General features: G+C 60.2%; 9 protein-coding genes. 6 read left to right on the top strand and 3 right to left on the bottom strand.

What is annotated here, in order from left to right:
* The first annotated feature begins 82 nt into the window (after window positions 1-82).
* Window positions 83-1,600, top strand: coding sequence for an IMP dehydrogenase (locus Q0G85_RS00380; protein ID WP_297153523.1), 1,518 nt, complete (start codon window positions 83-85; stop codon window positions 1,598-1,600).
* Window positions 1,601-1,773: 173 nt separating this feature from the next.
* Here the strand turns inward: Q0G85_RS00380 and Q0G85_RS00375 are convergent, their stop codons facing one another.
* On the bottom strand, window positions 1,774-3,000 hold the full coding sequence (locus Q0G85_RS00375; RefSeq protein WP_297153521.1) for a glycosyltransferase family 4 protein: 1,227 nt from the start codon (window positions 2,998-3,000) through the stop codon (window positions 1,774-1,776).
* Between the two features lie 99 nt (window positions 3,001-3,099).
* The gene (yihA, locus tag Q0G85_RS00370; RefSeq protein WP_297153518.1) at window positions 3,100-3,687 is read right to left on the bottom strand and encodes a ribosome biogenesis GTP-binding protein YihA/YsxC; all 588 of its coding nucleotides are present in this window, start codon (window positions 3,685-3,687) and stop codon (window positions 3,100-3,102) included.
* Window positions 3,688-3,970: 283 nt separating this feature from the next.
* Here yihA and Q0G85_RS00365 point away from each other — a divergent pair, with 283 nt between their 5' ends.
* The 5 genes from Q0G85_RS00365 to Q0G85_RS00345 all read left to right on the top strand — a co-directional run bounded on the left by Q0G85_RS00365 (window position 3,971) and on the right by Q0G85_RS00345 (window position 10,317).
* A complete protein-coding gene (locus Q0G85_RS00365; RefSeq protein ID WP_297153514.1) occupies window positions 3,971-4,858 on the top strand; it encodes a LytTR family DNA-binding domain-containing protein in 888 nt (295 codons plus the stop codon).
* Window positions 4,859-4,862: 4 nt separating this feature from the next.
* Window positions 4,863-5,867: a hypothetical protein gene (locus Q0G85_RS00360; RefSeq protein WP_297153510.1), complete on the top strand. Its 1,005-nt coding sequence runs from the start codon at window positions 4,863-4,865 to the stop codon at window positions 5,865-5,867.
* Between the two features lie 10 nt (window positions 5,868-5,877).
* On the top strand, window positions 5,878-6,870 hold the full coding sequence (locus Q0G85_RS00355) for an ATP-binding protein (RefSeq protein ID WP_297153507.1): 993 nt from the start codon (window positions 5,878-5,880) through the stop codon (window positions 6,868-6,870).
* Between the two features lie 78 nt (window positions 6,871-6,948).
* On the top strand, window positions 6,949-9,504 hold the full coding sequence (gene leuS / locus Q0G85_RS00350) for a leucine--tRNA ligase (RefSeq protein ID WP_297153504.1): 2,556 nt from the start codon (window positions 6,949-6,951) through the stop codon (window positions 9,502-9,504).
* Between the two features lie 156 nt (window positions 9,505-9,660).
* Window positions 9,661-10,317 carry a vancomycin high temperature exclusion protein gene (locus Q0G85_RS00345; RefSeq protein WP_297153501.1) on the top strand — a complete coding sequence of 219 codons (657 nt, stop codon included), beginning with the start codon at window positions 9,661-9,663 and terminating at the stop codon, window positions 10,315-10,317.
* 497 nt (window positions 10,318-10,814) lie between these two features.
* Here Q0G85_RS00345 and Q0G85_RS00340 read toward each other — a convergent pair whose 3' ends face one another.
* The gene (locus Q0G85_RS00340; protein ID WP_297153498.1) at window positions 10,815-12,458 is read right to left on the bottom strand and encodes a LuxR family transcriptional regulator; all 1,644 of its coding nucleotides are present in this window, start codon (window positions 12,456-12,458) and stop codon (window positions 10,815-10,817) included.
* Window positions 12,459-12,796 lie beyond the last annotated feature (338 nt).

Raw genomic sequence — 12,796 nt, 5'->3', positions numbered from 1 at the left:
GCGTCTCGCGCAAGCTGCGACGGGGTGTCTATAATGTCGAACAACACTATAGTCGTCCCATTCGCGAAGGAGCATATTCCCCATGGCTTACTACTATGACGAGCCGTCACGCACGTTCAACGAGTATCTTTTGGTGCCTGGTCACACGCCTGCTACGTGCATTCCGGCGTCGGTCAGCCTGAAAACGCCGCTCGTCAAGTATCGCAAGGGCGAAGAGGAGTGCCCGCTTTCGCTGAACATCCCGATGGTGTCCGCTATCATGGCCGCCGTCTCTGACGACAACATGGCCGTGGCCCTTGCCACCGAGGGCGGCCTTTCCTTCATCTACGGCAACCAGACCATCGAGCAGGAAGCTGCCATGGTCAAGCGTGTGAAGGACTACAAGGCTGGCTTCGTCGAGTCCGATGCCAACCTTTCCCCCGATATGACGCTCAACGAAGTCGTGGCTCTGAAAGAGGCAACCGACCACTCCACCATGCCCGTCACCGATGACGGTACGGCGCACGGCAAGCTGCTCGGCGTGGTCACCGAGCGCGATTACCGCCTTTCCCGCATGAGCGGCGACGAGAAGGTTTCCGAGTTCATGACTCCGCGCGAGAAGCTGATCGTGGCGCCCGCGGACACTTCCTTAAAGGTCGCTAACGATATCATCTGGGATCACAAGCTGAATTCGCTGCCGCTCGTGAACGACGACGACACGCTCGCCTACATGGTGTTCCGCAAGGACTACGATTCCCACAAGTCGAACCCCAACGAAATGCTCGATGCTCACAAGCGCTACATCGTGGGTGCCGGCATCAACTCCCGCGACTATGCCGAGCGCATTCCCGCGCTGGTCGAGGCGGGCGCCGACGTGCTGTGCATCGACTCGTCCGAGGGCTATTCCGACTGGCAGAAGATGACGATCGAGTGGGTGCGCGAGCATTACGGCGACTCCGTGAAGATCGGCGCCGGCAACGTGGTCGACGGCGAGGGCTTCCGCTTCTTGGCCGAGGCGGGCGCTGACTTCGTGAAGATCGGTATCGGCGGCGGCTCCATCTGCATCACGCGCGAGACCAAGGGCATCGGTCGCGGTCAGGCGACGGCGACCATCGAGGTTGCCAAGGCGCGCGATGAGTACTTCAAGGAAACGGGCATCTACGTGCCCATCTGCTCCGACGGCGGCATCGTCTACGACCACCACATCTCGCTTGCCCTGGCCATGGGCGCCGACTTCGTCATGCTGGGCCGCTACTTCGCCCGCTTCGACGAGTCCCCGTCGGCCAAGGTCATGGTCAACGGCACCTACATGAAGGAGTACTGGGGCGAAGGTTCGGCCCGTGCCCGCAACTGGGGCCGTTACGACCTGGGCGGCAAGAAGAGCCTGTCGTTCGAAGAGGGCGTCGACAGCTACGTGCCCTACGCCGGCCCGCTTAAGGACAACATCGCGGTCACGCTGCTGAAGATCAAGTCGACCATGTGCAACTGCGGCGCGCTTACCATCCCCGAGTTCCAGGACAAGGCCAAGCTCACGGTGATCAGCTCCACGTCGATCGTCGAGGGCGGCGCGCACGACGTCCTTCTGAAGGACAAGGCTCCTTACGCTTCCAACATGAGGTAGGGTTTCGCGGGCTATTGGCCTGCGGAATGCGTCGTTGGCACGAGGGCGCCCGTTGGCGCGGTTTTTGATAAAAGGGCGAAGTGCTGGTAGTTCGGCGGTTCGCTGAGCCATAAAGAAAGCGGCCGGAAGGTCGCTTTCTTTATGCCGTGCGGGCTATGTGCTTAGGTTTATCGTTAAGCAATCAGCTTTTTCGCGAGCCCCGACCAGGTCACACGTTCGATTCCCTCGAAATCGGCAGCGCGCGGCGCAGGCGCTGCTGCGGCCTCGTCAATCGCTTTGGCAAGGTGCTGCTCGAAGGCTGGCAGGTCATCCGCCATAGGCTCATCGACGCTTTCCATGCGCGGGGGCTCGACATACCACACGGGCGCTGCGGGAATGTTCTCGGCGACCCAAGGACGGATACCAGGCAAATCGGTTACCACGGCCTTGCATCCGCAGGCAAGCGCCTCGATCACCACGAGCGGCAGACCTTCGAAAAACGACGGCAGCACGAACACATCGGCTTCGCGATATGCTCCCAAAAGCCGCTCTTGTTCGACTTTGCCGTGAAAGTCGAACCGATAGGGAGAGGCGTCGCCCTGTGCGCGCAATTCGGCAAACTCGCGCTCATCATTATGGCCTCCGACCAGGTTGAACGTGATGCTGCTTGGTGTCGTATTCAAATAACGAGCGCAGCGGATAAGGCTTTCGGTGCCCTTCTTCCGCCAAATCTTGCCGACGTAGAGCACATGGACGGGTGCTCTCTCGACCCGCGGCGCGCGACCCTCCTGGTTGAAAAGCTCGTCGTTGTAGCCAGACCCTACGACGCGCACGCGCTCCTCGGGCACGCCGTACATCTCCACTATTTCGCGCTTCTGAGCTTCGTGCAGCGCGAAGATGCAGTCGAGCTCTTGAGCGCCTGCGATGATGAACTCGCGCTCGAGCGAGTGCTTCCCCATCTGTCGCAGGTCGGTGCTATGACAGATGCCACGTACGCTCGGGCACACACGATCAATCTTCGCGGCGACATCCTGCACGCATCGCACGGCGACGCCGCATACTAGATACAGATGATGGCAGAGCACCACATCGGGGAATCGCTCTTCGCAAGCTTCTCGAATCGCCTGTTCAAATGCCTGATTGAACTGTTCACACATTTCGGGCGTCATATCGCGATAACGCGTCGCCTCATAAGGCATCTGGTCGCTCATGCCGCAAACGGGAAAGGGCAGCTCGGGCGTGCGGAACCGCACGGGGTGGAAGGCGACGCCTTCGGGAAGGGCTACATCGTCGTCGGTGTCGATGCCGGCGACGAGCGAGATGTTGTGCCCTGCCAACGACAGTGCGCGCACCGTTTCGGCGACATAGACGCCGCTTCCGGTGCTGTCGGGCTTTTGCGCGGTGATGACCAGGATATTCATACGTCGTCCCCTCCAAAATCGCGGCAACTTAGCAGTGGGTCCATCGGTGCTGTTCACCTCAAAGTTCTCGCGCGTGCTCTTCTCGTGTTTTCAGCGGCTCTAGGCTTCGGCGACGTAAGAATCGATCAAGCGGCGCAGCTCGTCGATGCCCGTGCCATTCGAGGAAGACGTCACCACGAAGGGGATGTCCTTCGGCAGGTCGAGCTTTTTGCGAATGGCAGACGCCTGCCTGGCGGCCGCTTGCTTCGAGAGCTTGTCGGCTTTTGTGAGGGCGATAGCGAAGGGAAAGTCGTTTTCCCAGAGGAACTTCGACATATGCACGTCAAGCGCCGAGGGGTCGTGGCGGATATCAACAAGCGACACCACCAACGCAAAGCGGCGATCCTGATTGAAGTAGCCCTCGATCAGCTCCGACCAGCGGCCCTTCTCGGATTTTGCCACCTTCGCATAGCCGTATCCGGGCAGGTCGACAAAATCGGTGCCGTCGACATCGTAGAAGTTGATTGTGGCTGTCTTGCCAGGTGTCTGCGACACCTTGGCCAGGCCTTTGCGATACATCAGCTTGTTCAGAAGGGACGACTTCCCCACGTTCGAGCGCCCCGCGAATGACACTTCGGGTCGGGTCGACTCGGGAATCTGCGACGAGGTGCCGTAAGCTGCCTTAAACGATGCGATGTGGTAATTCATGGCGATTGCCTCTCTTCGTGCGTGTTCGCCCCATGGTATCAGAAAGCAGCTGCCCGCGCTTTCCGCGGGGTCGTGCTGCTTCGCCTCGCGGTCCCTGGTTGGAGCTCTTCGGCGACGCCCACAAAGCGAGTTCCGCAGCGTTGCGGGGACTGTCTGAGCGACTGGGCGTTGCCGAAGAGCCCCTCTCGCGGTTCTCGCAATCAGGGTCGGGTCGCGTCAATCATGCCCTTTCGGGTATACTCAAGACGTTTATAAGGAAGCGAGCGAAAGTGGGTTTGCGAGCATGCCTTCCTACACGGTTTGCATAGTCGAAGACAACGCGGAGTGTGCGGCGGCGCTCATCGACAGGGTTTCGGCTTCGCCTTTCTCGGAAGGATTGGTCATACACGAGATGGCTTCGCGCGCCGAACTCGAGTTCTTCGTCTCCGAGGGCCACTCAATCGACATTCTCATCACCGACATAGACTTGGGCACCGATGCGGCAGACGGCATCGACATGGTGCGCGACTTGTTTCCAGTGGGCTCGAAAACCCAGGTCATCTATGCAACTGGTTATATTGAGTATTGCACACCCGTCTATGAGACGCAGCACGTTTACTTCCTGGTAAAGCCCATCAGGCAAAGCACCTTCGATGACGCCCTGAAAAAGGCGTTGGAGAACCTTGCGGCCCAGGACGCGCTAACGGGCCAGGGAGTTTGGCCGGACCAAGATGCTCGGGCGGACCGGCGTACGCAGCCAGGTCGAGACGTGCGGTCGATCCAAAACGCGCAGACGCGCCAGGGCTTCCAGGCAAATCAGCAAGCAAACCAGCGCGCGGCGACTGGAGCTCCTCCAAGACTCTCGCCCTGCGCTCTCACGTTTCAGGTGCGCGGCAGAACAATCGTGATCGACGCCGACCGTATCGAATATCTGGAAAGTGAGCGCCGCAAACTGCGCCTCCATACCGACGACGAGGTCATGGAGGTGTACTGCTCGCTTGCCGACGCCCTCGCTATGCTTCCCGAAAACTTCGTGCGATGCCACAAAAGCTTTGCGGTGAACCTTGCCGACGTCGTCGAAATCGGTAAAGAGGACATCTTCATGAGGTCCGGCGCGCGCGTTCCCGTGGGCCAAAAGCGTCGCCGCGACGTGAAAGAGGCGCTGCTTAATTACCTGAAGGTAAGGGCATAGCGCGATGGGCCCTGCGATACTTGGCCTGACATGGGAAAACGCCATAGTTGCTCTTGTGGGCGACGTCCCTATCCAAATTTTGTACGGCTACGTGATGACGCGCCTGCTCGATATTCCGCGCCCCACTCTCTTCACCGTCGCGTACGCACTGTGCGCACTTGTGCTCGTGCCGCTCTCGTCGCTGTTCGGGATGCCAGCCTACATCGCGATGGAGACGATCCTCTGCATCGTGCCCAGTTTCATCGCACGCGATCGCGTGTCCCATCGCGTGCTCATGATCGCCTCGTCGTTCGTCGTCGTAATCGTGGCGTACCTCGCGTTTTTGCTCCTGTGGATGCTCATTGTCGATGAACCCTTCAGCTACCAGGTAAAATACGCGCACCTTTCCCACTATGCGGTAGCCTCCGTCCTCCATTGGATTGTCCTCGATGCGCTGTTCGTGCTGCTTCGCCGAGCCCAAAGCCGCTGGCTGACGCCCGCCGTTGGCCGCTATAAAGGCGAGGGTCCGAAATACTTCATATGGTTTCCCCTGCTCCAAGTTCCCTTCTTGCTCATTGCACTCGTCGGTATCGATGCGGTCGGTGCATGGAACCTGCTGCTTGTTGTGCTCGTGCTGCTTATGGGGGTCTTTCTTCTCGTGTCCGACCTTGCGCTTTTCCGCGCCATCGATCGCCTCGCGCTCGAGCACTTCGAGGCTTGGCGCATCGAGGCGCTCGAACGGCAGCTTGCCGAGGAGCTGCAGCTTTTCGACGACCTGTCCACGGTGCTCGAGAATTCCGCCCAGCTTCGTCATAACCTGCGCAATCACCTGCAGATCATCGAGGTGCTCGCATCGCGGGGGGAATTCGATGCCGCACGCAATCACGTGCGTGACCTTCTCGGGGAAATCGAGATGATGAACGCCCGGGATGAATCGGTGATTCTCCGCTCCGAGAAACAGCTTGCGGAATTTCCCTTGGCTGTCGAATCGCCCTCGTTCCCAAGCGGTCCAAGTGGCGGAGAGCGGTGAGAGCATGGGTATGGCCGCACTGCAGATGGTATCGATTGCGCTCACCGTCATTGTGCTGACCGCGATGACGGTGAGCGCCGCTCGCCTGTGCAACCGCTTGAACCATGCGTCGCGATCCTATGTGTTGTCGTGCATGCTGTTCCCCGCAAGTCAGATCGCCTGCGTTGCGGGAATCGCGGTGGGAACGATGGCCATTCGTTCGGAACCTGTGATTTTGTTCGCGGTGCTCGCGCTGGGCGCCGCTTGCATCCCCCTCGACTCGCTGCTGTTCACCGCGCTGGGAAGAGCCGCGCGCACCGATGCTCTCCTCCAGAGGGCGCGTCTGCTCGAAGCGCAGATTGAGACCCAGCGTGAAGGGGCTTGCGGGCTTGCTTCCGTTGCGAACGAGGCGCGCGATATCCGCAGGAAAATGGCCGAACAGCTCCATGAGCTCGATGAGCAGCTTTCCCGCGGGGAAGTGTCGTTAAGCGAGAAGAGCGTGGACGACATCATCGTGCTCGCGGCCAGGAAGTCGCTGCGCCTTTGCGACCATGCGGCCCTCGATGCCCTGGTGTCGCTTAAGGTGCGCGAACTTAAGGCGAAGGGCATCGACGTGACGTGCTCGCTTAAGGTGCCCGCCGAACTGTCGATTTCCGATTCCGAGCTGAGCGCCATCGTGTCGAACATGCTCGACAACGCACGCCAGGCCTGCGAGAGCGTCGAGCCAGCCGAGCGCTTCGTGATCTTCAAGGCGTCCGTCGCGGGATCTTATCTCGTGCTCGATATGCGCAACAGCGAGTCGGTGGCCGCGGGCGACAAGAATCGCGAGACGACGCGCCGCGGCATTCTCGAGCGCATCCGCTTCGCCAAGGAGCAAACGCGCAGTGGGTCTCTCGCCGAACACGGCTGGGGCCTGTCCGTCATCGACACGATCGTGCAGCGCTACGACGGGGCGGTTTCCCTCGAACGCACCAACGGCGAGTTCCGCATGTCGGTAATGGTCGACCTAGCGGCGCATACGTAGTCGGCGTGCGCTCCGAATGCGTTACAATATGGAGTCACGTTTTTACCCAGCGAGAATGAAAACGAGAAGGCAACAACCATGAAAGCTTACAACCCGCATGAGATCGAACCACGGTGGCAGAAGGCGTGGGAAGAATCAGGCCTGAATACCGTTAAAGAAGACGAATCGAAGCCGAAGAAGTATGTGCTCGAGATGTTCCCGTATCCGTCGGGCGACATCCACATGGGGCACGTGCGCAACTACACGATCGGCGATGTGATTGCCCGCTACTCGAAGATGCGCGGCTTCGACGTGCTCCATCCCATGGGCTGGGACGCTTTCGGCCTGCCCGCCGAGAACGCCGCGATCAAGCATCACAGCCACCCCGCAAAGTGGACCTACGCGAACATCGAGACGCAGAAGGCGTCGTTCAAGCGCATGGGCCTGTCCTACGATTGGGACCGGACGGTCGTCGCCTGCGATCCGGAATACTATCGCTGGGGTCAGTGGATCTTCCTGCAGTTTTGGAAGCGCGGCTTGGTCGAGCGCCGCGAGTCTCCGGTGAACTGGTGCCCCAACTGCAAGACCGTTCTCGCAAACGAGCAGGTCACCGAAGGCGAATGCTGGCGCTGCCACGGTGCGGTCGAAAAGCGCGACCTCACGCAGTGGTACTTCAAGATCACCGACTACGCGCAGGAGCTGCTTGACGACCTCGACCAGCTCGACGGCTGGCCTGAGCGCGTGAAGCAGATGCAGGCAAACTGGATTGGCCGTTCGGAAGGCGCCGAGGTCGATTTCGAGCTCCTTCCCGCCGAAGGCAAAGACGACGGCCAGACGATCACCGTGTTCACGACGCGCCCCGACACGCTCTTCGGGTGCAGCTTCTTCCTGCTTGCTCCCGAAAGCAAGCTCGTTCCCGAGCTCGTTGCCGGCACGGAATACGAGGCCGACGTCATGGCGCTCGTCGAGGCGGCCTCTAAGGTGAGCGCCGTCGAGCGTGCCCAGGGCGACCGCGAGAAACACGGCGCGTTCACCGGCCGCTATGTCGTGAACCCCGTGAACGGCGAGAAAGTCCCCGTGTGGGTTGCCGACTACATCGTGGCCGATTACGGCACCGGCGCGGTCATGGCCGTGCCGTGCGGCGACCAGCGCGACTTCGAGTTCGCCCGCAAATACGACCTGCCCATCGTTCCCATCATCTTGGGCGAGGAAGACGCGCTCTATCCGCAGCTCAAAGACGAGCAGAATCGCGTTGTGACGTCGGTCGATTGGGAGAAGTCCTACGAGGCCGAGGGCAAGCTCGTCCAGTCCGGCAAGTACACCGGCATGGTTGGCGGCAAGCATTCGCCTGCCGTGGACGCGATCATCGGCGACTTGGAGGCCGCGGGTAAGGGGAAGAAGTCGGTGCAGTTCCGCCTGCGCGACTGGCTCATCTCGCGCCAGCGCTACTGGGGAAACCCCATCCCCGCCATCTACTGCGACAAGTGCGGGCTCGTGCCGGTTCCCGAAGAGGACCTGCCCGTTATGCTCCCGAAGGATATCGATCTTTCCGCAGGTGAAACGCTCGCCACGCATGCCGAGTTCGCGAAATGCACGTGCCCGAAGTGCGGAGGCCCCGCGCGTCGCGAGACGGACACGATGGACACGTTCACGTGCTCGAGCTGGTATTACCTGCGCTACACCGACCCGCACAACACCGACGCGCCCTTCGCCCCCGAAAAGGCGAACCGCTGGATGCCCGTCGACCAGTACATCGGCGGTATCGAGCACGCCATCCTACATCTGCTCTACAGCCGCTTCTTCACGAAGGTGCTGCGCGACATGGGGATGGTCGATTTCGACGAGCCGTTTAAGAACCTGCTGTGCCAGGGCATGGTGCTCGACGAGCATGGCGACGTCATGAGCAAGTCGAAGGGCAACGTGATCTCGCCCGAGGACATGATTGCGGGTTACGGCGCCGATGCTGTGCGCGCATATATCCTGTTCATGGCCCCGCCCGACAAGGAGCTCCAATGGAACGAGGACGGCCTTGCGGGCATGTACAAGTTCCTGAACCGCGTGTGGCGCATGGTCGGCGACCTGGCTGGCGTTGCAGGGGAGGAAACGCTTTTCCAAGAGGGCGGCAAGCTTTCCGCCGCCGAGGCCGCGAAGGTGCTTACGCGCGAGCGTCATCGCGTGTGCGGCAAGGTGGTCGAGGACTTCGACCGCAACAACTTCAACACCGCCATCGCTGCCATCATGGAACTTGCGAATGCGACGGGCGACTTCCTGCATGCGGCTTCCGCCGAAGAGCGCGCGGCCAACGCCGAGCTCAAGGCGCTCTCGATCGAGGTTGCCGAATCGCTCGTGAAGCTGCTTTCCCCGATTTGCCCGCATTGGTCCGAGGAACTGTGGCATACGGCGCTTGGCCACGAGGGCAGCGTGCACGTTGAGCCTTGGCCGGAATTCGACCCCGAGAAGGCAAAGGCCGACGAGGTGGAGCTCGCGGTGCAGGTCAACGGCAAGGTGAAGGCGAAGATTACGGTTGCTGCCGACGCCGCCGATGAAGACGTGAAGGCGCAGGCGCTCGAGGTCGTTTCCCATGCGGTCGAGGGCAAGGATGTGAAGAAGGTCGTCGTCGTCAAGGGACGTTTGGTGAACATCGTCGCGAAGTAGGGCCATCGCGTCGCCCATCACGCTACAATCGTCGTATGGACGGATTCCGCCGAGCGAGTGCTGGGCGGGTGATAGAAGAAGTCGGGGTCGGCAGTTTGCAGCTGTCGACCCTTCTTTATCCTCTCGCAGTTTGGAAGGCATCGAAGTGGTTGCTGCATGATTAAGGCGTTCTTGAAAATAGTGTGCACCTGTGCCGTTGTCGCGGCAGCGGTCGTCGGCGTGACGAATGCGATTGTGGTTGTCACGACGCAAAACGACATCGTGAACACCGACGATGCAGCGGGCTATCACGCCGATGCGGTCGTCGTGCTTGGTGCGTCGGTGTTCGCCGATGGTACGCCGTCGACAATCTTGAAGGACCGTCTCGATTGCGGTATCGCGCTCTACAAGGCGGGCGCCGCGCCGAAGATCATCATGTCGGGCGACAACAGCACCGAGCACTACAACGAGTGCGCGGCGATGAAACGTTATGCTGTTGAGCAGGGCGTACCTTCCGAGGACATCTTCTGCGACCACGCGGGATTCTCCACTTACGAGAGCATGTACCGCGCGAAAAACGTGTTCGGCTGCACGCGCGTGGTGGTCGCCACGCAGACGTACCACCTCTATCGTGCGTTGTTCTCTGCGCATGCGCTTGGCGTCGAGGCAATCGGGGTTGCAAGCGATTATCGCAGCTACGACAAGCAGACCTGGTACGATGTGCGCGAAATTCCTGCTCGTACGAAGGATTTCTTCAAGTCGCTATTCGATGTGCCATCGACGTTCGTGGGCGAGCCGATTTCGCTCGATCAGTCGGGCGATGTCGCAGGGTAGGAGAAGGCCTTGCGTGCCCCTTTTCCGGCCTCGATATCGTGCTTCGTTCTCGGGTTAGTGCGTAACCCCCCATTTCCTACTGTTAGGAATTGGGGCTAATTCAGCGAGCGTCTGAGTCGGGGTGTTCTTGGCTCTCGCGATGTCGGAGCCTGATGAGGTGGGCACTTTTTCTTCGTATCGCGAATGCCTCGATTAGCATCTATCCGAAAACGGCCCCTCCTTGGACAAAAAACGTCGATATGTGAGCCGATAGGGGCGGCTTCAGAAGCCTTGGCTGGTATTGCCCTGCGTTTTCCCTGGTCAATTTTGTTGAAGAGAAGTTCTCTATGGGAAACTCCTCACATATCGCCACTTTTTGTCCCCATGGCTGCAAATCGAGAAAGAAGGCGGCGTGGAACGGTCGCGGAATGCTATCCGACACGGCGGCCTTGGGGAAGCGGGCGGGCGACACTGCCCACCCGCTCGGCGGTTTTCAAGAAAGAAGGCGGCGTGTGGGCCTACAGCTCGACGGCTTTGAGCATGTCAATGAGCTCTTGCTTTTTATGGACGTCGAGCTTCGCGTAGATGCGCTTACTGTGCGTGCGGATGGTGTTCTCGGACACGATGAGCTCTTCGGCAGTGCGCGCGACGGTGTACCCGCGCGCGATGTACTCCATGACCTCCGTTTCGCGTGCGCTCAGCCGGTATTGCTCGCGAAGGACTTGCGCCTGCTTGGAGAGGCGGTCGGTCAACTCGAAATCGCCCTCGAAGCTGCGTCGGCCGCGCCCTCGTGGAGCGTCCGTTTGCGAAACGGGGCTGCCGCTGAGGCCACCTAGGCCATGATCGCCGTCGCGACCACCCGAATCGCGACCGCTCTCGTCGTGCTCACTTAAGTCGTGAGCGTCTTCGCCGCCCTTGCTTCCGTCGGGTTGGTTGTCGAGCATGATCAGCTCGATATTCTCGGCGGACGGGTCGTGTCGAAGGACTCGCTTGAAGCCTCCCTGCCCGATGAAAAACATAAATCCCAGAAGGTATAGCGAGACAAGCGCGGTCGTCGCCAAAGGATCGATGCCTAAGATTCGCACCTGCTCGGAGAAAGTTCCAGCGAGAAAGCCCACGTCATGTAAGGTGTACACGATGCCGCCGAAGAAGCCATAGATAAACACCGGGTTAATACCGCGGTCGCGCGAGGCTTGGGCGCATTGGATCATCATGAGCATGATGACCACGCTGTAGACCGCGTACAGGATGGCGGCCTGCCAGCGCGCGTACTCGAGTGGGGTGAAGGGGAGAAGCAAAAACGACGTAATCACGAAGGGGAACGCCATGCGGTAGAGGCCGACGACGTTGAAACGCACGCTCTTCACCTTCCACAGCGCGAGCATGGTGATGGCGCCGACGAATGAGGCGGCCATTGAAAGCATGTTCACGAGCGATCCGACCTGGGGTTCTCCGATTGCAAGTGCACGCATGATGCCGGTACAAAAGCCGATGGCGCCGACGCAGAGGGCGCTTCGCCAGTAGTCGCGGACCACGGCGCGGTACACCGCCGCGTTCTCGTGCGGCACGTCTTCGAACATCGGCTGGTCAAGGTCGATTTCCCGGCTTTTCAGCACGATGGCCAGCCCGAACAGCGGCATGAAGACCAGCGGGATGAGGAAGGCGGTCACCGCTTGGGGGATGGCGTAGAGCCCGAAGTACAAAACGGCGCCATATGCCGTGCCGCGGATGAGGTCGAGGTTTCCGCGGTCGGAGTCAAAGCTTGCGAACAGACGCTGCCACAGCATGTAGAAGCCGGCCGATCCGAGTCCCAAAAACGCACCACCCACGATGACGAGCGGGAGGGCGGCCCAGTCGATGTAAATCGCGGCGATAAGGCAGCACCATCCCAGGAGATAGGGGATGCAGGCGAGCCGCACAAGAAATCGGCGTGTCGGCCCCGGAAGGAAGTACACGCCCACGGCGCTCGCGAAGTAGCACAGCGAGAACACGAGCGACTGGGCGAGGAAGAACCAGAAGATGATTTCCGGCGTTTGAAAACTCAAAGGAAGGAACGGGAACACGCCGCCCCAAACGCCCGCAGCATTGATCGCGAGGAAAAGCGCGTACCCCAGCGAGGCCACGTTGGGACGCGAAAGATATGTCAGCGCGGTCTTGGCCACGTTCCTCCTCGGGTTGCTCCGCGGTCGCCCTTTTGGTTCAGGGATGCTAGTCGAAGGCGCTGTAAGTTGGTTCAGTATAGCAATCATGAGGGTCGACCGTGGGTTGCGTCGGCCGTTTAACTGTACTCATGTGAGACGAAATTGTCACATACCTTCTCGCATGCAAGCGTATGACCTGCGACAATTCACAATTCGCACGTTTTATGTGACACGAGAGACTGCGAAAGAAGATATCGTGTGCAGTGTGAAAGCGCGTCCTTGTGACGAGACCCCATGACGGGAGGGCGCGTGCGGGGTGGAACGGGAGCCACGCCCGCGATTCGCGGCGAGCACAGAGG

Origin of the sequence: uncultured Ellagibacter sp., assembly GCF_934617235.1 — a bacterium.
Classification (GTDB): Bacteria; Actinomycetota; Coriobacteriia; order Coriobacteriales; family Eggerthellaceae; genus Ellagibacter.
Note: the sequence above shows the minus strand (reverse complement) of the source record. Positions and strands in the feature narration are given on the sequence as shown.

Coding starts and splice junctions, on each gene's coding strand:
- Q0G85_RS00345 (WP_297153501.1), top strand. CDS start 9,661: ATGATTAAGGCGTTCTTGAAAATAGTGTGCACCTGTGCCGTTGTCGCG.
- leuS (WP_297153504.1), top strand. CDS start 6,949: ATGAAAGCTTACAACCCGCATGAGATCGAACCACGGTGGCAGAAGGCG.
- Q0G85_RS00360 (WP_297153510.1), top strand. CDS start 4,863: ATGGGCCCTGCGATACTTGGCCTGACATGGGAAAACGCCATAGTTGCT.
- Q0G85_RS00355 (WP_297153507.1), top strand. CDS start 5,878: ATGGCCGCACTGCAGATGGTATCGATTGCGCTCACCGTCATTGTGCTG.
- Q0G85_RS00375 (WP_297153521.1), bottom strand. CDS start 3,000: ATGAATATCCTGGTCATCACCGCGCAAAAGCCCGACAGCACCGGAAGC.
- Q0G85_RS00380 (WP_297153523.1), top strand. CDS start 83: ATGGCTTACTACTATGACGAGCCGTCACGCACGTTCAACGAGTATCTT.
- yihA (WP_297153518.1), bottom strand. CDS start 3,687: ATGAATTACCACATCGCATCGTTTAAGGCAGCTTACGGCACCTCGTCG.
- Q0G85_RS00365 (WP_297153514.1), top strand. CDS start 3,971: ATGCCTTCCTACACGGTTTGCATAGTCGAAGACAACGCGGAGTGTGCG.